This window comes from uncultured Cyclobacterium sp., assembly GCF_963976465.1.
GTDB lineage: Bacteria > Bacteroidota > Bacteroidia > Cytophagales > Cyclobacteriaceae > Cyclobacterium.
Genome location: NZ_CAXBOC010000029.1, coordinates 1 through 18,993, shown reverse-complemented (window position 1 = coordinate 18,993; position 18,993 = coordinate 1). Strand labels below are relative to the sequence as shown.

Sequence of the window (18,993 nt, the reverse complement as noted above, 5' to 3'; positions counted from 1 at the left end):
CAAAGGAATATCTCTCAAATACAGGGTATTGCCTACTTCCGGACTTGCGCCTTCGCCAGTAAGTACTGTCTGGCCAACTTCAAGTCCTTCAGGAGCAATCATATATGCTTTAGAACCATCCTTGTAAAACAACAAAGCTATCCTTGCCGTTCTGTTTGGATCGTATTCTATAGTTTTAACTACTGCAGGAATGCCTTCTTTATTTCTTTTGAAATCAACAATCCTAAGTCTCTTTTTATGTCCGCCTCCCAGATACCTGGAGGTCATTTTACCACTATGATTCCTGCCACCGCTTTTCTTCAAAGGTGCCAAAAGGCTTTTCTCCGGCTTAGATGTGGTGATTTCATCAAATGAAGGCGCCACTCTAAAACGGGTACCAGGAGTTACAGGTTTTAATTTTTTAACTGCCATTGCTCTGATTCAATTAAATTTCTCCGTAAAAATCAATGATTTCTCCTTCTGCTACCTGTACCATTGCCTTTTTGAAAGTGTTGGTATAACCAGAAACAATCTTTGCTTTGGTGTACCTCGTCTTTTTCTTTGCAGCATAGCGCATGGTGCGTACTTCAACCACCTTGACACCGTACATTTTCTCTACAGCATCTTTTATTTGAGGCTTATTTGCAGTTTTTTCAACCACAAATCCATATACCCCACGTTCGTTCATGGCTGAGATCTTTTCTGTAATTAAAGGTCTTTTTAAAATATCCATGATTTTACTTCGATAAAAGGGTTTCTAACTTACTTACTGCACCTTCGCAAAGAACTAAACTATCAGCATCAAGAAGTTCGTAAGTGTTTAACTCACTGAATACCCTTACTTTTGCTTTTTGTACATTCCTCGAAGACAAATAAACATTTGGATTATTTTCACCAACTACTAATAATGTCTTTTTATCAGATAAAGATAATTTAGACAATAGATTGATATAATCTTTGGTCTTAGGTGCATCAAAAACCAAATCTTCTAAAACTACCAAGCCGTTTTCTTTGGCTTTGTAAGTCAAGGCAGATTTTCTGGCAACCTGCTTCATTTTCTTATTTAACTTAAAAGAATAGTCTCTAGGCTTTGGCCCAAATACTCTTCCTCCTCCTCTGAATATCGGAGATTTGATAGACCCTGCTCGAGCACTACCCGTACCTTTTTGCTTTTTAATCTTTTTGGTAGAACCTGCAATTTCAGCTCTCTCCTTAGATTTATGCGTTCCTTGTCTTCTATTGGCCAAATACTGTTTTACATCCAAGTATATGGCATGATCATTCGGCTCTACAGCGAAAATATCATCAGAGAGCGTGATCTTCCTTCCGGTATCTTCACCGGTTTGTTTTAATATTGCTAATTCCATCTTATTACTTCTCTAGAATCACAAAAGAATTTTTGGCTCCCGGTATAGAACCACTAACTAATAGCAAGTTCTTTTCAGGATATATTTTAAGTACTTTTAAATTAAGTACTTTGACCCTGTTACCACCGGTTCTTCCTGCCATTCTCATGCCTTTAAAAACCCTTGAGGGCCAAGAGCAAGCACCGATAGAACCTGGATGACGTTGTCTGTTGTGCTGACCGTGAGTAGCCCCACCAACACCAGCAAAACCATGACGCTTAACAACACCTTGGAAACCTTTTCCTTTAGATGTTCCTATGGCATCAATGAAATCGCCCTCAACAAAGATCTTGTCAGATACCACAGTTTTACCCATGTCCACCTGACCTTCGAATTCCACTCTGAAATCCCTAAACTCAACAACTTTCTGCTTTGGAGTCGTACCGGCCTTTTTGAAATGGCCGATTAATGGCTTGGGCGTATTTTTTTCCTTACGCTCACCATAAGACAACTGTACAGCGTTGTACCCGTCTGTTTCAACATTTTTTACTTGCGTAACTACGCAAGGACCAGCTTCTATTAACGTGCATGCGACATTTCGTCCATCGGCACTAAAAATACTAGTCATTCCGATTTTCTTACCTATTATTCCAGACATCTTTGGATATATGATATACAATGATTCACAAGTGTATACACACCTGTCCCCTTTAAAGGATTGCAAAGTTAGCAATTTAATTTCAGGTAACAAACTGCAACATGAATATTTTCAAACAATTAGCTTAGTGAAGCCCCTTGAACAGTTGAAAATTTCAAGTCCTGAAAAAAACAAAACAAAAAATTTGCTCAAAAAAAAACCTATACCGTTTCCGGTATAGGTTTTTGTTCGTATGAAGCAGGAAGATCACACCTTGATTTCAACATCAACTCCACTAGGAAGTTCGATTTTCATCAATGCGTCTACTGTTTTAGAACTATTAGAGTAGATATCAACCAATCTCTTATAGGTACACAGCTGAAATTGCTCCCTCGCCTTTTTATTAACGTGTGGAGATTTCAAAACAGTAAATTTTTCTTTCTTCGTTGGAAGTGGGATAGGACCCACAACCACTGCACCTGTAGATTTTACAGCTTTCACGATTTTCTCTGATGACTTGTCCACCAGGCTATGATCGTATGACTTTAATTTTATTCTGATTTTTTGATTCATGTTCGATTATTTTAAGCCTTCTCCCCTTTTACTTTAGCAATAATAGCCTCAGCAATATTGTTAGGAACAGGGTCATAATGTGAGAAAGTAAGTGAGGCAGATGCCCTACCGGATGAAATGGTTCTCAAATCTGTTACATAGCCAAACAATTCTGACAATGGAACGGATGACTTGATCACAGAAGAAACACCTTTAGTATCCATACCTTTCATCAAACCTCTTCTACGGTTTAAGTCACCTGTAACGGGTCCTGTATATTCTTCAGGAGTAACTACTTCTACAGCCATGATCGGCTCCAATAATTGAGGCTTACATTTTTTGGCTGCTTCTTTGAAACCTAACCTTGCTGCCATTTCAAATGACACTGCATCTGAATCCACATCATGGAAAGAACCATGAAACAACCTTACTTTCATCGCTTCAACAGGATATCCTGCCAATGGTCCATTTTTCATAGACTCCGCAAAGCCCTTCTGAATAGAAGGAATAAATTCTCTAGGAATTACCCCTCCAACGATACCATTCACAAACTCCAATCCAGGCTTGATCTCTCCGGTTTCTTCATCTGCTTCTTTTGGTCCAATCTCGAACACAATGTCTGCAAATTTACCTTTACCACCTGTCTGCTTCTTGTACACTTCTTTGTGTTCAATGCTAGCAAAAAGAGCTTCTTTGTAGGCAACCTGAGGAGCACCTTGGTTGATCTCAACTTTAAACTCACGCTTAAGTCTGTCAATAATGATTTCTAGGTGAAGCTCTCCCATACCTCTCAAAATCACCTGACCTGTTTCATGGTCAGTATTTACATGAAGGGTAGGATCTTCCTCAACAAGCTTGGCAATTGCCATACCTAATTTATCAACATCAGCTTGTGTCTTAGGCTCAATTGCATAACCAATAACAGGCTCAGGGAAAGTCATTTCCTCAAGAATAACTTTGCTCTTCTCATCACAAAGTGTATCTCCCGTTTTTATATCTTTAAATCCAACACCGGCACAAATGTCTCCAGCTTCAACCTTATCAATAGGGTTTTGCTTGTTAGAGTGCATTTGTAGCAATCTTGATATTCTTTCTTTTTTACCGGTTCTAGAGTTGAATACATAAGAACCAGAATCCAACTTACCTGAATACACTCGCATAAAAGCCAAACGACCTACAAATGGGTCAGTAGCAATTTTAAATGCTAAAGCAGAAAATGGCTCATCACTGTCCGGGTGTCTCAATACAGCCTCTTCACTGTCAGGGTCAGTACCTTTCACTGGAGGCAAATCCAATGGTGAAGGCAAATATGCCATCACAGCATCCAATAAGGCCTGAACTCCTTTATTTTTAAAGGCAGAACCACACAAAACAGGAGAGAAATCCATATTGATAACGGCCTTTCTAATGGCGTCCATCATTTCTTCTTTGGTGATGGAATCTTCATCCTCAAAGAATTTCTCCATCAACTCATCATCATAAGAAGCTACCTGCTCTATCAGACTTTGTCTGTATTCAGAAACAGTCTCTTTAAGATCTTCAGGAATATCAATGACCTTGTAAGTCATTCCTTGATCTTCTTCATTCCATACAATGGCCTGATTGGTAATAAGATCGACCACACCCTTGAACGTATCTTCAGCTCCAATAGGAATTTGAAGAGGTACAGGGTTAGCACCCAATTTATCTTTAATTTCAGTTACGGCATTAAAAAAATCAGCTCCCGCACGATCCATTTTGTTTACAAAGCAGATTCTTGGAACGTGGTATTTGTCAGCTTGTCTCCAAACTGTTTCGGACTGAGGTTCAACACCTGACACTGCACAAAATAAAGCGACAGCACCATCCAAGACACGAAGGGATCTTTCTACCTCTACGGTAAAATCCACGTGGCCGGGAGTATCAATCAAATTGACCTGATAGTCCTTGGTGTTTGGTAAAGCCTGGCCCTGTAGGGTTGGATATTTCCACGTAGTGGTAGTAGCAGCAGAAGTAATGGTAATACCTCTTTCCTGCTCTTGCTCCATCCAATCCATAGTAGCGGCTCCATCATGTACTTCACCAATTTTGTGAGACAAACCAGTATAATACAAAATACGCTCGGAAGTAGTTGTTTTTCCGGCGTCAATGTGAGCCATTATACCTATATTTCTTAAATATTTTAAGTCTTTCTTAGCCATTGCCTATTAAAATCTAAAATGCGAGAATGCTTTATTGGCTTCCGCCATTCTATGCGTGTCGTCTTTTTTCTTTACAGCTGCTCCTTCACCCTTGGAAGCCGAGATGATCTCTCCAGCCAACCTATCCATCATGGTTTTTTCACCTCTTTTTCTAGCAAAAGTGATCATCCACTTTATACCTAAGGAAATTTTTCGGTCAGGCCTTACTTCCAAAGGTACCTGGAAAGTTGCACCCCCAACCCTACGACTCTTTACCTCTACAGCAGGAGTAATATTGTTAAGCGCTTTTTTCCAAACCTCAAGACCATTCTCACCTACTTTCTCTTCTACTTTGCCTATGGCATCATAAAATATTCTGTAAGCAATACTTTTCTTACCATCCACCATTAGACAATTGACAAACCTGGTGACCAAAGTGTCATTGAATTTGGGGTCAGGAAGAATATACCTCTTTTTTGGTTTCGCTTTTCTCATTTTATTCTGTTATTAAATTTTGTTATTTTTTAGCGGCCTTTGGTCGCTTAGCACCGTATTTAGAGCGGCCCTGCTTACGGTCTTTTACACCTGCAGTATCCAATGCTCCTCGAATAATGTGGTATCGAACTCCCGGTAAATCTTTCACCCTTCCACCACGGATCAACACAATTGAGTGCTCCTGAAGGTTGTGTCCTTCTCCTGGGATGTAAGCGTTGACTTCTTTACCATTGGTCAATCTAACCCTAGCCACTTTTCTCATGGCAGAATTAGGCTTCTTCGGCGTAGTAGTGTACACACGGGTACACACACCTCTCCTTTGAGGACATGCATCCAAAGCCCTTGACTTGGATGTGCTCTCAAGAGTGGTTCTACCTTTTCTAACTAACTGTTGTATAGTAGGCATTAATAGATAAATTAATTAATCTGCTTTAAACTTATAAAATTTGGATTGCAAAGGTAACCAAATCAATAAAACAAACAAAATTAAGGAGTTATAATTTCTATGACTCAAATCAACTATCTTTTCGATTTATTGATTTATGAAAACTTTTTATTTATGCTTCTCCCAAAGTTCCTCCAAAGTTCATCGGAAATTGAGGGGCATCTTTGCCTCCTTCAATTTTTCCAAATGCTTTTTCATACTTTTCAATATTGTCTTTTAGTGCTTGCAAAAGACGTAAAGCATGGTCAGGAGTCATAATAATCCTTGATTTCACCTTTGCCTTAGGTATTCCAGGCATCAAACGAATAAAATCCACTACAAACTCAGAGTTTGAATGGGCAATCATCGCCAAATTGGAGTAAATACCTTCAGCTATCTCATCAGTAAGCTCTATATTGATTTGCTGCTTTTGCTGCTGCTCTGTTTTTTTATCATCTTCCATATCGAATATCAAATAAGATAAAAAAAGGTCTGCTCCACAAAGCAGACCTTTTGTATTTAGGAATTATTTTTTACTTAACTGCCTCGCGAACTTTCTTGCTACCCGCCTCTTTCTCTGCAGTCAACACCTCATATTCTTCCTTCGATCCTACAATCAAATTATTGAATTTTCGCTGTCCTGTACCTGCTGGAATTAGGTGACCAACAATTACATTTTCTTTAAGTCCAAGCAACTCATCTCGCTTACCTCTGATAGCAGCCTCACTAAGTACTTTAGTGGTCTCCTGGAAAGAAGCAGCAGAAATAAAGCTTTCTGTTCCCAAAGATGACGCAGTAATACCTTGCAATGTAGGTCTGGAAACAGCTGTTTGCGCATCCCTTACTTGTACCAACTTAAGGTCTTTTCTCTTCAGACTGGAATTTTCATCTCGCAATCTTCTTGCATTGATGATCATTCCCGGCTTCAAAGTATTGGAGTCCCCAATTTCAACCACCACCTTCTTGTCAAGAATCATGTCGTTTTCCTCACGGAAAGCCCATTTGTCAACAATCTGGTTTTGAAGGAATCCTGTATCACCTGCATCCAGTATTTCTACTTTCTGCATCATTTGGCTCACAATCACTTCAATGTGCTTGTCATTGATTTTCACCCCTTGTAAACGATATACCTCTTGGATCTCATTTACCAAATACTCTTGTACTGCTGTTGGTCCTTTGATGGACAATATGTCATTGGGAGTAATGGCTCCATCAGAAAGTGGTTCCCCGGCTCTGATAAAGTCATTTTCTTGAACCAGAATATGCTTGGAAAGAGATACCATGTATCTTTTCTTAACACCATCCTTGGATTCAATAAAGATTTCACGGTTACCTCTTTTGATTCCTCCGTATTGTACCACACCATCAATCTCAGATACTACAGCCGGATTGGAAGGGTTTCTGGCTTCAAAAAGCTCGGTAACTCTTGGTAGACCACCGGTAATATCTCTTGTTTTACCAACAGATCTAGGGATCTTCACAAGAATTTGTCCCGCTTTAACGTCCTCTCCCTTTTCTACTGAAAGGTGAGCACCTACCGGAATATTGTAAGACTTAGACTCATCCCTATGCTCTACAACTACAGCCGGGTTTTTCGTCTTGTCCTTCGTATCTATAATTACTTTTTCTCTATAGCCTGTTTGATCATCAGCTACCTCCTTATAGGTGATACCTTCAAGGATTGCCTCAAAATCTACCTTACCGTCAAACTCAGAAAGAATAACAGCATTGTATGGATCCCAAGTACATAAAGAATCCCCTTTGGCTATCTTCTGACCATCTTTTACATTAAGGATGGCACCATAAGGAACGTGATTTGAAACCAAAGTTTTTCCGGATTTCACATCATTAATTTTGATTTCTCCGGATCTACCCATAACAATAGACACATCATCTCCATCCTTATTGGTAGTTTTGATCCATCGTAGTTCTTCTTCAAACTCTACGATACCATCAAACTTAGAATTGATGTTCGCTTCTACTGAAATATTGGATGCCGTACCACCAACGTGGAATGTTCTTAGGGTCAACTGTGTACCCGGCTCACCAATAGACTGAGCGGCAATCACACCAACTGATTCTCCTACCTGAACAATATTACCCGTGGTAAGGTTACGTCCATAGCATTTACAGCATACACCTCTTCTGGTTTCACAAGTCAATACAGAGCGTATCTCTACTTCCTCTACTGCAGACTCATCCACTTTCTTGGCAATATCATCTGTAATTTCTTCACCCGACTCTATGATTACCTCATCTGTCAAGGGATCAATCACATCGTGAACAGCTATTCTACCAACAATACGCTCAGATAATGGCTCAACGATCTCATCATTGTCTTTCAAGGCTTGTACCACAAGACCTCAAAGTACCACAATCTTCCTCAGATACGATCATATCCTGAGCCACATCTACCAGCCTCCTTGTTAGGTAACCGGCATCTGCAGTTTTAAGGGCTGTATCGGCCAGGCCTTTACGAGCACCGTGGGTAGAGATAAAGTATTCCAATACATCCAACCCTTCTTTAAAGTTAGAAAGAATAGGGTTTTCAATAATCTCACCAACTGAGCCTTGAAGGTTTTTCTGCGGCTTGGCCATTAGACCACGCATCCCACCAAGCTGTCTGATTTGCTCTCTGGAACCACGAGCTCCGGAGTGCATCATCATGTAAATGGCGTTGAAACCTTGGTTGTCTTCCTCCATCTGACGCATTAGAATATTCGTCAGATTAGAGTTGGTTCTTGTCCAAATATCAATTACCTGATTGTACCGCTCATTATCAGTGATCAATCCCATCAAGTAATTGTTCCAAACCTGATCTACTTCAGTAGTGGCTTTGGAAATCAATGGATCTTTTTCATCAGGAATAATTACATCATCAAGTCCCATGGACAACCCTCCTTTGAAGGCAGTCTGGAAACCTAAGTGTTTGATATCATCCAAGAATTGCGCTGAACGAGCAATTCCACATATTTTAACCACTTCAGCAATAATTTGTTGAAGCTTTTTCTTGAAACCTACTTCTTCCGGTACAAACTGGTTGAAGATAAGTCGGCCGGCTACCGTTTCGATTAACTCTTCAACAAGCGATCCGTCTTCTTTTCTTACCTTAACCTTACATTTAATGTAAGCATGTTTAGAAATGGCTTGCTCATTAAGGGCGATCAAGACTTCCTCTAGACCATAAAAGGTCATGCCTTCACCTTCAACCTTGATTTCTTCGGTTGACCTCATTCCTTTGGTCACATAGTACAGCCCCAATACCATATCCTGAGAAGGTACGGTAATTGGTGCACCATTGGCCGGGTTAAGGATATTGTGCGAGGAAAGCATCAATGTAGAGGCTTCCAAAATGGCTTCATGCCCCAAAGGCACGTGAACAGCCATCTGATCACCATCAAAATCCGCATTAAAGGCAGTACATACCAATGGATGCAGCTGAATCGCTTTCCCTTCAATCAATTTAGGTTGGAAAGCCTGAATACCTAACCTGTGCAAAGTTGGGGCACGGTTTAGCAATACAGGATGGCCTTTCAGCACATTTTCCAAAATATCCCAAACAACAGGATCTTTTCTGTCTACTATTTTCTTGGCAGATTTTACGGTCTTTACAATGCCTCTTTCTATCAGTTTTCTGATAATAAAAGGCTTGAAAAGTTCAGCCGCCATATTTTTCGGCAATCCACATTCATGCAGTTTAAGCTCAGGACCAACCACAATCACAGATCGTCCAGAATAATCAACCCTTTTTCCTAAAAGGTTTTGACGGAACCTACCTTGCTTACCTTTCAACATATCTGAAAGAGATTTCAAGGCCCTGTTTCCATCTGATCTTACTGCATTGACTTTCCTTGAATTATCAAACAAGGAGTCTACCGCTTCCTGAAGCATCCTTTTTTCATTCCTAAGAATTACTTCCGGAGCTTTGATATCGATCAGTCGCTTAAGCCTATTGTTTCTAATAATAACCCTTCTGTAAAGGTCATTCAAATCGGATGTTGCAAACCTACCTCCATCAAGAGGCACCAAAGGACGAAGCTCAGGTGGAATAACCGGCACCATGCGCACAATCATCCATTCAGGCCTGTTCTCTATTCTTGTTCTGGCATCTCTAAACGCTTCAACAACCTTCAATCGCTTCAATGCTTCCGCTTTTCTTTGCTGAGAAGTATCGGTGGCAGCTTGGTGTCTTAAGCTGTAAGAAAGGTCATCCAAATCCAATCTTGCCAATAGCATTTCTAGGGCTTCAGCCCCCATTTTGGCAATAAACTTATTAGGATCTTCATCATCCATCATTTGGTTTTCCTTAGGAAGCTTGTCCATGATGTCGAGGTATTCATCCTCAGTAAGGAAATCCAGGTATTGTAATCCATCATCGGCTTTGATACCGGCATTGATCACTACATACCTTTCATAATAAACGATTTGATCCAGTTTTTTTGTAGGCAATCCCAATAGGTAACCAATCTTATTGGGAAGGGACTTGAAGTACCATATATGGGCAACAGGAACAACCAATTCTATATGGCCCATGCGCTCCCTTCGTACCTTCTTTTCGGTAACTTCTACTCCACATCGGTCGCAGATAATTCCTTTATACCTAATGCGCTTGTATTTCCCACAATGACATTCCCAGTCTTTTACCGGCCCGAAAATTCGCTCACAAAACAATCCACCCATTTCAGGCTTGTAAGTTCTGTAATTAATCGTTTCAGGTTGTGTAACCTCACCATGCGAGCTGTCCAAGATGGACTCAGGTGAAGCCAAACTAATGGTGACTCTGGAAAAGTCGTTGTTTAGTTTTTTATTTTTTCTGAACGCCATAGTTTTTATATGTAATTGAAGACCTCTTAGGGCCTAATGGTTTCTAAGTTAGTCAAGCGTAATTTCCAATGCAAGGCCTCTAAGCTCATGTACAAGTACGTTAAAGGACTCCGGAATGTTAGCTTTTGGCAAGTTCTCACCTTTTACAATGGATTCATACGCCTTGGCTCTTCCTATAACATCATCAGACTTAACTGTCAAAATTTCTCTAAGTACATGAGAAGCACCAAATGCCTCCAATGCCCAAACTTCCATCTCTCCAAAACGCTGTCCTCCAAACTGGGCTTTACCACCCAATGGTTGTTGTGTAATGAGTGAGTATGGCCCAATTGACCTGGCGTGCATCTTATCATCTACTAGGTGACCCAGTTTAAGCATATAAGATATACCTACTGTAACAGGTTGGTCAAATTTCTGACCGGTCAGTCCATCGTATAGATAAGTCCTGCCAAATGAAGGAAGACCTGCTTTTCCTAGCTCTTCAGCCACTTGCTCTGTAGAAGCACCATCGAAAATAGGCGTAGCATATTTCTTACCTAGGATTCTACCTGCCCATGCCAATACCGTTTCATAGATTTGACCAATATTCATCCTGGAAGGTACACCAAGCGGATTCAACACGATGTCCATAGGAGATCCATCTTCCAAGAATGGCATGTCTTCATCCCTTACAATCCTTGCAACAATACCCTTGTTACCGTGTCTACCTGCCATCTTATCTCCAACTTTCAGTTTTCGCTTTTTGGCAACATAAACCTTGGCCATTTGAACAATACCTGCAGGCAACTCATCACCAACTTCTAAAGTGAACTTGTCTCTTTTGAATACACCGGAAATTTCATTTCTGGTATTGGTATAGTTTTTAACCAATTGCTGAACCAAATAATTGGCGTGCTCATCGTCTGTCCAATCATCCAAAATAATGTCTGATATAAGATTTACCTCCTCAGGAACATTATAGTTACTTTCGTCTCTGTATGGATTTTTAGCAGGGAAAAGGTTATTTTCAATGTTTTGGTAATTGAATTTAACACCTTTACTGATGATCTCATCACCAAATTTATGCTTAACTCCTTTGGAAACTTTGTCTTCAAGAATCGTAACCAGTTTTTGGATCATTCTAGACCTTACGGCCAACAGGTCTTTGGTGTACTGCTGCTTCAATTTTTCAACATCTGCCTTGGCTTTAGCACGAAGATCCTTGTCTTTCTTAGGTCTTGAGAACAATTTGGTATTGATGACTACCCCATTTAATGAAGGAGAGGCTTTCAAAGAGGCATCTTTAACATCTCCGGCTTTGTCTCCAAAAATGGCACGTAGTAATTTCTCTTCAGGAGTTGGATCAGTTTCACCTTTAGGGGTAATCTTACCAATAATGATATCTCCTTCTTTAAGCTCCGAACCAACCCTAATGATACCATTCTCATCAAGATTTTTTACCGCATCTTCAGATACATTAGGTATCTCTGAGGTAAGTTCTTCTTCACCACGTTTGGTATCTCTAACTTCAAGTTGGAATTCCTCAATGTGAATAGAAGTAAATACATCTTCTCTTACCACTCTTTCGGAAATTACAATTGCATCCTCAAAGTTATATCCTTGCCATGGCATATAAGCCACAAGTAGGTTTTTACCTAGCGCCAATTCACCATCATTTGTAGAATATCCTTCTACCAATACCTGCCCCTTAACCACTTTTTGTCCTTGCAAGACAATAGGCGTTAAGTTGATGGTGGTGTCCTGGTTGGTTCTTCTGAACTTAATCAGATCATAGCTTTTGTATTCATCACTGAAATTAACCAACAACTCATCATCGGATAATTCATATTTCACAGTGATTTTCTCAGCATCTACATAGTCAATTACACCGTCGGCTTCTGCCAAAATAAGTGATCTTGAATCTATGGCAGCTTTTCCTTCAAGGCCTGTTCCCACAATTGGAGCTTCAGCTTTTAATAAAGGAACGGCTTGATGCTGCATGTTAGATCCCATTAGTGCACGGTTGGCATCATCATGTTCCAAGAATGGAATCAAAGAAGCTGCTACCGATACAATTTGATTAGGCGCTACATCCATATAGGATATTTCCTTTGGTTCTAAAACCGGAAAATCACCTTCAAATCGGGCTTTTACTTTATCGTTAATAAATACACCATTGTCATCAAGTGGCGCATTTGCTTGTGCTATATTATTGTCATCTTCTTCTTCAGCCGTAAGGAATACGACATCTTCAGACTTCATACTTACCTGACCTTCGTTTACTTTTCGGTAAGGTGTCTCCAAGAATCCCATGCCATTTACTTTGGCATGCACACAGAGAGAAGAAATCAAACCAATATTTGGTCCCTCAGGTGTTTCAATGGTACAAAGACGACCATAGTGCGTATAATGAACATCACGCACTTCAAACCCTGCACGTTCCCTGGATAAACCACCGGGACCTAATGCAGAAAGTCTTCTTTTATGGGTCAACTCCGCAAGTGGGTTGGTTTGATCCATAAATTGACTGAGTTGGTTGGTACCAAAGAAAGAATTGATAACAGAAGAAAGTGTCCTGGCGTTGATAAGATCAACCGGTTTGAAATCTTCATTGTCCCTTACATTCATTCGCTCACGGATGGTTCTGGCCATTCTTGCCAAACCAACCCCAAATTGGCTGTAAAGTTGCTCTCCTACCGTTCTAACCCTTCTATTGCTCAGGTGATCTATATCATCAACTACTGCTTTAGAGTTAATTAAACCAATTAGGTATTTTACAATGGAAATGATATCCTGAGTAGTAAGAACTATTTTCTCAGCATCAATTTCTAACCCTAATTTTTTATTGATTCTATACCTTCCAACTTCTCCCAGGTCATATCGCTTATCAGAGAAGAACAAACCATGAATAACTTCTCGGGCTGTTGCTTCATCAGGAGCCTCAGTATTCCTAAGCTGTCTGTAGATTACCTCTACAGCTTCCTTTTCAGAGTTTGAATTATCTTTTTGAAGGGTATTATAAATGATGGAATAGTCAGCGATATTGACATCTTCCCTATGAAGGATAACACTTTTTGCGCCTGATTCTTGGATTAAATCAATGTCCTCATCAGTCAAAATGCTATCTCTTTCCAATAAAACTTCGTTTCTATCAATAGAAACAACCTCACCTGTATCTTCATCTACAAAGTCCTCTACCCAAGTACGAAGCACCCTGGCAGCCAGCTTTCTTCCGATGATCTTTTTTAAATTGGATTTATTGGATTCTACTTCTTCTGAAAGTCCGAAAAGATCGAGTATTTGCTTATCAGATCCGTAGCCTATCGCCCTCAATAGGGTGGTTACAGGAAACTTCTTTTTCCTGTCGATATAAGCATACATCACATTATTGATATCGGTAGCAAATTCTATCCAAGAACCTTTGAAAGGTATAATTCTGGCAGAATATAATTTAGTACCATTCGTATGCTTACTTTGTGCAAAGAATACACCTGGTGAACGGTGCAATTGTGAAACAATTACCCTTTCGGCTCCATTGATAACAAAGGAACCTTTTTCCGTCATATAAGGAAGATTTCCTAAGAACACTTCCTGTTCAATGGTTTCAAAGTCTTCATTGTCCTCATCAGAGCAAAGCAATCTTAGTTTTGCTTTCAGTGGGACAGAATAAGTAAGACCACGGTCAATACTTTGTGAGACATTGTATTTTGGAGGATCTACGGTATAGTCGATAAATTCAAGGGTGAAATTTTCCCTGGAGTCACTGATGGGAAAATTTTCTGAAAAAACCTTGAAAAGACCATCCTGCCTTCTTTTCTCTGCAGGAGTATCCAACTGAAAGAAATCTTTGAAAGATTGCAGTTGAATATCTAAGAAATCCGGATAGTCTTTGACTACCTTAATGGATGAGAAACTTTTCCTTCCGGTTTGATTCTGGATAGCCAAGGCAGTATATAGTTTTAGTGAAAATTAATATTGTTATTATTCAATTGTCACTTAAAAAAGTGCAATTGTTTTGATGTCCATAAACAGGAAAAGACCTGACTGTATAGTCAGGTCTAATTCTGCTTAACCAATCCTAAGAGGAGTTGGCTATTCAATTCTATTTAAGCTCAACTTCAGCTCCAGCTTCTTCAAGTTGTTTTTTAAGGGCTTCAGCTTCTTCTTTGCTTACACCTTCTTTAACAGCTTTAGGAGCACTGTCTACTACTTCTTTGGCATCTTTTAGTCCAAGACCTGTCAATTCTTTAACAAGTTTAACTACTGCCAATTTTTGTCCACCTGCAGCTTTCAAGACAACATCAAAAGAAGTTTGCTCTTCTTCAGCAGCACCATCGCCAGCGGCTCCACCAGCAGCTACTACAGTAGCAGCAGCAGCAGCAGGTTCGATACCATATTCATCTTTCAAAATTTCGGCTAACTCATTTACCTCTTTTACAGTTAAGTTAACTAACTGCTCAGCGAATGCTTTAAGATCTGCCATTGTATTAAATATTTAAATTGATTGTTATTTACTAATTTGAATGTATTATTTATGCTTCTTCTTTTTCGGCAAGCGTTTTTACCAGGCCGGCAAGAATATTTTTTCCGCTTTGAAGCGCTGAAACCACGTTTGTAGCTGGAGATTGAAGTAGAGAAATAACTTCTCCCAACAATTCCTCTTTGGATTTCAGTTTAGAAAGTGTTTCAAGATGACTTTCTCCTAGAAATTGAGCTCCTTCGATTGATGCCCCTTTAAACAAAGGCTTTTTATCTTTGGTAGCGACCTTTTTCCTGTAATCTAAAATTACTTTAGCAGGAAGGCTTCCAACTTCTGGTGAGAAAAGGATTCCTGAAAAACCTTTCAATGCATTGTCTGCGAATTCAGAATAATCTGCGTCGAGATTTTCCAAGGCTTTTTTGATAAGGGTATTTTTATACACCTTATACTCCAAACCTTTATCGAAGCATAATTTTCTGAAACCATTTACCTGAGCTACACTAAATCCTGATGCATCGGAAATATAAAAATGCGGAGTAGATTTTAGCTTTTCGGTAAGTTCGTCAATTATGCTTTTTTTATTTTCTCTAGTCATAATTTATAAACCTTGAATACTACTCTTATCAATTACGATACCCGAAGACATAGTGCTAGACATATGAATACTTTTAAAATAAGTACCTTTAGCAGCGGTTGGCTTCAATTTGGAAATGGTTTGAATTAATTCTTCCGCATTTTCCATGATTTTTTCAGCAGAGAAAGAGGCTTTACCTACACTAGCATGGATGATTCCAAACTTGTCTACTTTAAAATCGATTTTACCAGCCTTTACTTCATTTACTGCTTTCCCAACATCCAGGGTTACAGTACCAGACTTAGGGTTAGGCATTAGTCCACGAGGACCCAACACTCTACCTAGTCTACCTACTTTAGCCATCACATTAGGAGTGGTGATGATGACATCAATATCTGTCCATCCACCCTCAATTTTTGCAATGTACTCATCCAAACCAACAAAATCAGCTCCCGCTTCTTTGGCTTCTTCTTCCTTATCAGGACTACAAAGTACTAATACTTTAACTTCTTTACCTATACCGTGAGGTAAGGCCACTACACCTCTAACCATTTGGTCAGCTTTTCGTGGATCAACACCTAAACGGATGTCCAGGTCTATAGAAGCGTCAAACTTAGTTGTTGTTATGTCCTTAACAATGCTAGAAGCCTCCGACAAGGAATATTGTTGGCTAGGGTCGTATTTAGAAAGAGCTTCTTTTTTCTTTTTTGTTAACTTAGCCATTTTTTACGTATTATTCCTCCCAAGGAGCTTTTCCTGAAACAGTGATTCCCATACTTCTTGCGGTTCCGGCTACCATTCTCATAGCAGATGGAACTTCAAAAGCATTTAAATCGGGCATTTTCACTTCTGCAATTTCTTTTACCTGATCCCAAGATACAGAGCCTACCTTTTTCCTGTTTGGTTCTGATGAACCACTTTTTAATTTTGCTGCTTCCAAAAGCATTACTGCTGCCGGAGGCGTTTTTACTACAAAATCAAAAGACTTGTCCGAATAAATCGTAACAAGAACTGGAAGAACTTGGCCCATTTTGTCCTGAGTTCTGGCATTAAACTGCTTACAGAACTCCATAATGTTCAGCCCTTTTGAACCAAGAGCCGGACCAACTGGAGGAGATGGGTTAGCCTGGCCACCCTTTACCTGTAGTTTCAGATAACCAGAGATTTCTTTAGCCATTTCCTAATCTAGTTTTTCTACTTGAATAAAGTTTAATTCAACAGGGGTATTCCGACCGAATATCTTAACCATAACATTAAGCTTCTTCTTGTCATCAAATACCTCTTCAATCATACCCGAGAATCCACTAAAGGGACCGTCCATTACCTTCACGGTCTCTCCAACTATAAATGGTGTATCCAGTTTTTCTGCAAACTCATCAATCTCTTCAACACGACCTAAAATCCTATTGATTTCTGACTGACGTAATGGCTCGGGGGTTTTGGAAGCCCCCCCTTGGTTTGACCCTAAAAAACCGATTACTCCCGGTATACTTGTTATGACGTGATTGGCTTCTCCATGACTGAGATCCGCATTGACCAATACATATCCAGGAAAGAAGTTTCTCTCCCGAACACGCTTTTTGCCATTACGCATTTCATATACTTTCTCAGAAGGTATCAAAACTTCAGGAATATAGTCTTCAAGCTTTTGTCGGGCAATTTCGTTGTCCAAATAAGTCTTTGCTTTCTTTTCCTGACCTGCTACTACTCTGAGTACGTACCAATTGTGATCTGCCATCCCGTTATTTAATATTCTTAGAATAAATCATAAAACCATGTCATAATGTTCTCAAAACCTAAATCTACCACATGATATTTTCGAAGGTTAAATCGATGAAACCGATAACCAAAGCGAAAATTAATGAAGCCACTAGCACCAATACGGCACTATTTTGAAGTGTAGAATATTTAGGCCATGTGACCTTATTCTTCATCTCATCAATGGACTCAATTACAAAATTTTTAACATTCATCCTTGTACAATTAGTTTTTCAAAAGTTTCTTTTGCCTATAAAGGCTTACCAAAACCTCTGACTATAACATGGAAAGATTGGGCATTTACGCCTTACTCTTCATGGTTTTATCTTCCTTAGATTGCACGGGCGGAGAGATTCGAACTCCCATCAACGGTTTTGGAGACCGCTATTCTGCCATTGAACTACGCCCGTAAATTATTTGTGCTCCCGATTAGGGAACGCAAAATTAGTGAATCTATGCCTAAGAAACAAATGCGATCCCGAAAAATTCAAGATCGCATTTGTAATATAGTCTATTATATAGATTATTAGTCCAAGATTTCAGTAACCTGACCAGCACCCACAGTTCTACCACCTTCTCTGATAGCAAATCTAAGTCCTTTTTCCAAAGCGACAGGGTTGATCAAATTCACCTCAATAGTGATGTTATCACCTGGCATTACCATCTCAACATTTTCAGGAAGAGTGATTTCTCCAGTTACATCAGTTGTTCTTAAGTAGAACTGAGGTCTGTATCTGTTGAAGAATGGAGTGTGTCTTCCACCTTCTTCTTTGCTTAGTACGTAAACTTCAGCTTTGAAGTGAGCGTGAGGAGTTACAGATCCAGGCTTACAAATGATCATTCCACGTTTGATCTGAGCCTTTTCAATACCTCTTAGCAACAAACCTACGTTGTCACCAGCTTCACCTCTGTCTAGAATCTTACGGAACATCTCTACACCAGTAACGGTAGATTTAAGTCCTTCAGCTCCCATACCAATGATGTCTACTGCTTCTCCAGAGTTTACAACTCCTCTTTCAATTCTACCTGTTGCTACAGTACCTCTACCAGTAATAGAGAATACGTCTTCAACCGGCATCAAGAAATCCTTGTCGATAGCTCTTTCTGGAAGTGGGATATAAGAATCCACAGCTGCCATAAGTTCCATTACAGTGTCTTCCCATTTGGCTTCACCGTTAAGTGCACCAAGAGCAGAACCTGAAATTACAGGAATATTATCTCCATCAAACTCATAGAATGAAAGAAGTTCTCTTACTTCCATTTCTACCAACTCAAGTAATTCGGGGTCATCCACCAAATCTACTTTGTTCATGAATACTACCAAAGCTGGTACACCTACCTGACGTGCAAGAAGGATGTGCTCTCTAGTTTGTGGCATTGGACCATCAGTGGCCGCAACTACAAGAATTGCACCGTCCATCTGAGCAGCACCAGTTACCATGTTTTTTACGTAGTCAGCGTGACCTGGGCAATCAACGTGGGCATAGTGTCTAGCCTCCGTTTGATACTCTACGTGTGAGGTATTAATTGTGATACCCCTCTCCTTTTCTTCCGGTGCGTTATCGATGGAAGCAAAGTCTCTTAATTCAGAAAGACCCTTTCTGGCCAACACAGTAGTAATGGCAGCAGTCAAAGTAGTCTTACCATGATCGACGTGACCAATCGTACCTATGTTTACGTGTGGTTTGGAACGGTCAAAGGTTGCTTTTGCCATGCGTGAAAATCCTCTGTTTAGTTAAAGATTAAATTTCGTTAAAATTGTTAAATGTTCAGAGCCAACGACGGG

At 39.8% G+C, this 18,993-nt stretch carries 16 protein-coding genes, 1 tRNA gene and 2 pseudogenes; all 19 read right to left on the bottom strand.

From position 1 onward, the window contains the following. Nucleotides 1-411, bottom strand: a 411-nt coding sequence (rplB, locus tag AAC037_RS03085; RefSeq protein WP_339901541.1) for a 50S ribosomal protein L2, incomplete at its 3' end; no start/stop codon positions are given. 13 nt (nucleotides 412-424) lie between these two features. Next, nucleotides 425-712, bottom strand: coding sequence for a 50S ribosomal protein L23 (rplW, locus tag AAC037_RS03080; RefSeq protein ID WP_339901539.1), 288 nt, complete (start codon nucleotides 710-712; stop codon nucleotides 425-427). A gap of 4 nt (nucleotides 713-716) precedes the next feature. Beyond that, nucleotides 717-1,346: a 50S ribosomal protein L4 gene (rplD, locus tag AAC037_RS03075; RefSeq protein WP_339901537.1), complete on the bottom strand. Its 630-nt coding sequence runs from the start codon at nucleotides 1,344-1,346 to the stop codon at nucleotides 717-719. A gap of 4 nt (nucleotides 1,347-1,350) precedes the next feature. After that, on the bottom strand, nucleotides 1,351-1,983 hold the full coding sequence (rplC, locus tag AAC037_RS03070; RefSeq protein ID WP_041934668.1) for a 50S ribosomal protein L3: 633 nt from the start codon (nucleotides 1,981-1,983) through the stop codon (nucleotides 1,351-1,353). Between the two features lie 246 nt (nucleotides 1,984-2,229). Next, nucleotides 2,230-2,535: a 30S ribosomal protein S10 gene (gene rpsJ, locus AAC037_RS03065; RefSeq protein WP_014020620.1), complete on the bottom strand. Its 306-nt coding sequence runs from the start codon at nucleotides 2,533-2,535 to the stop codon at nucleotides 2,230-2,232. Between the two features lie 11 nt (nucleotides 2,536-2,546). Continuing rightward, nucleotides 2,547-4,694 carry an elongation factor G gene (gene fusA, locus AAC037_RS03060; protein WP_339901535.1) on the bottom strand — a complete coding sequence of 716 codons (2,148 nt, stop codon included), beginning with the start codon at nucleotides 4,692-4,694 and terminating at the stop codon, nucleotides 2,547-2,549. Between the two features lie 6 nt (nucleotides 4,695-4,700). Continuing rightward, nucleotides 4,701-5,168, bottom strand: a complete 468-nt coding sequence (gene rpsG, locus AAC037_RS03055) for a 30S ribosomal protein S7 (protein ID WP_014020618.1) — start codon at nucleotides 5,166-5,168, stop codon at nucleotides 4,701-4,703. 22 nt (nucleotides 5,169-5,190) lie between these two features. Next, nucleotides 5,191-5,574, bottom strand: coding sequence for a 30S ribosomal protein S12 (gene rpsL, locus AAC037_RS03050; RefSeq protein ID WP_014020617.1), 384 nt, complete (start codon nucleotides 5,572-5,574; stop codon nucleotides 5,191-5,193). Nucleotides 5,575-5,725: 151 nt separating this feature from the next. After that, nucleotides 5,726-6,055: a DUF3467 domain-containing protein gene (locus tag AAC037_RS03045; RefSeq protein WP_303613616.1), complete on the bottom strand. Its 330-nt coding sequence runs from the start codon at nucleotides 6,053-6,055 to the stop codon at nucleotides 5,726-5,728. Between the two features lie 70 nt (nucleotides 6,056-6,125). Next, a pseudogene (gene rpoC, locus AAC037_RS03040) lies at nucleotides 6,126-10,416 on the bottom strand (DNA-directed RNA polymerase subunit beta'). A gap of 48 nt (nucleotides 10,417-10,464) precedes the next feature. After that, nucleotides 10,465-14,340 (bottom strand): DNA-directed RNA polymerase subunit beta, encoded by a 3,876-nt coding sequence (gene rpoB / locus AAC037_RS03035; protein ID WP_339901532.1) that lies wholly within the window; start codon nucleotides 14,338-14,340, stop codon nucleotides 10,465-10,467. Nucleotides 14,341-14,497: 157 nt separating this feature from the next. Continuing rightward, entirely contained in the window at nucleotides 14,498-14,878 is a 381-nt protein-coding gene (rplL, locus tag AAC037_RS03030) for a 50S ribosomal protein L7/L12 (protein ID WP_014020613.1), read from the bottom strand. A gap of 49 nt (nucleotides 14,879-14,927) precedes the next feature. After that, nucleotides 14,928-15,470, bottom strand: coding sequence for a 50S ribosomal protein L10 (rplJ, locus tag AAC037_RS03025; RefSeq protein ID WP_339901530.1), 543 nt, complete (start codon nucleotides 15,468-15,470; stop codon nucleotides 14,928-14,930). A gap of 3 nt (nucleotides 15,471-15,473) precedes the next feature. Beyond that, on the bottom strand, nucleotides 15,474-16,172 hold the full coding sequence (gene rplA / locus AAC037_RS03020; RefSeq protein WP_339901529.1) for a 50S ribosomal protein L1: 699 nt from the start codon (nucleotides 16,170-16,172) through the stop codon (nucleotides 15,474-15,476). Between the two features lie 10 nt (nucleotides 16,173-16,182). Then, nucleotides 16,183-16,626, bottom strand: a complete 444-nt coding sequence (gene rplK / locus AAC037_RS03015; protein WP_014020610.1) for a 50S ribosomal protein L11 — start codon at nucleotides 16,624-16,626, stop codon at nucleotides 16,183-16,185. A 3-nt stretch (nucleotides 16,627-16,629) separates the two neighbouring features. After that, on the bottom strand, nucleotides 16,630-17,187 hold the full coding sequence (gene nusG, locus AAC037_RS03010) for a transcription termination/antitermination protein NusG (RefSeq protein WP_014020609.1): 558 nt from the start codon (nucleotides 17,185-17,187) through the stop codon (nucleotides 16,630-16,632). A gap of 17 nt (nucleotides 17,188-17,204) precedes the next feature. Continuing rightward, nucleotides 17,205-17,422: pseudogene (gene secE, locus AAC037_RS03005) on the bottom strand (preprotein translocase subunit SecE). A 124-nt stretch (nucleotides 17,423-17,546) separates the two neighbouring features. Next, nucleotides 17,547-17,617, bottom strand: a tRNA-Trp gene (locus AAC037_RS03000). Between the two features lie 116 nt (nucleotides 17,618-17,733). After that, nucleotides 17,734-18,921, bottom strand: coding sequence for an elongation factor Tu (gene tuf, locus AAC037_RS02995; protein ID WP_303613621.1), 1,188 nt, complete (start codon nucleotides 18,919-18,921; stop codon nucleotides 17,734-17,736). Nucleotides 18,922-18,993 lie beyond the last annotated feature (72 nt).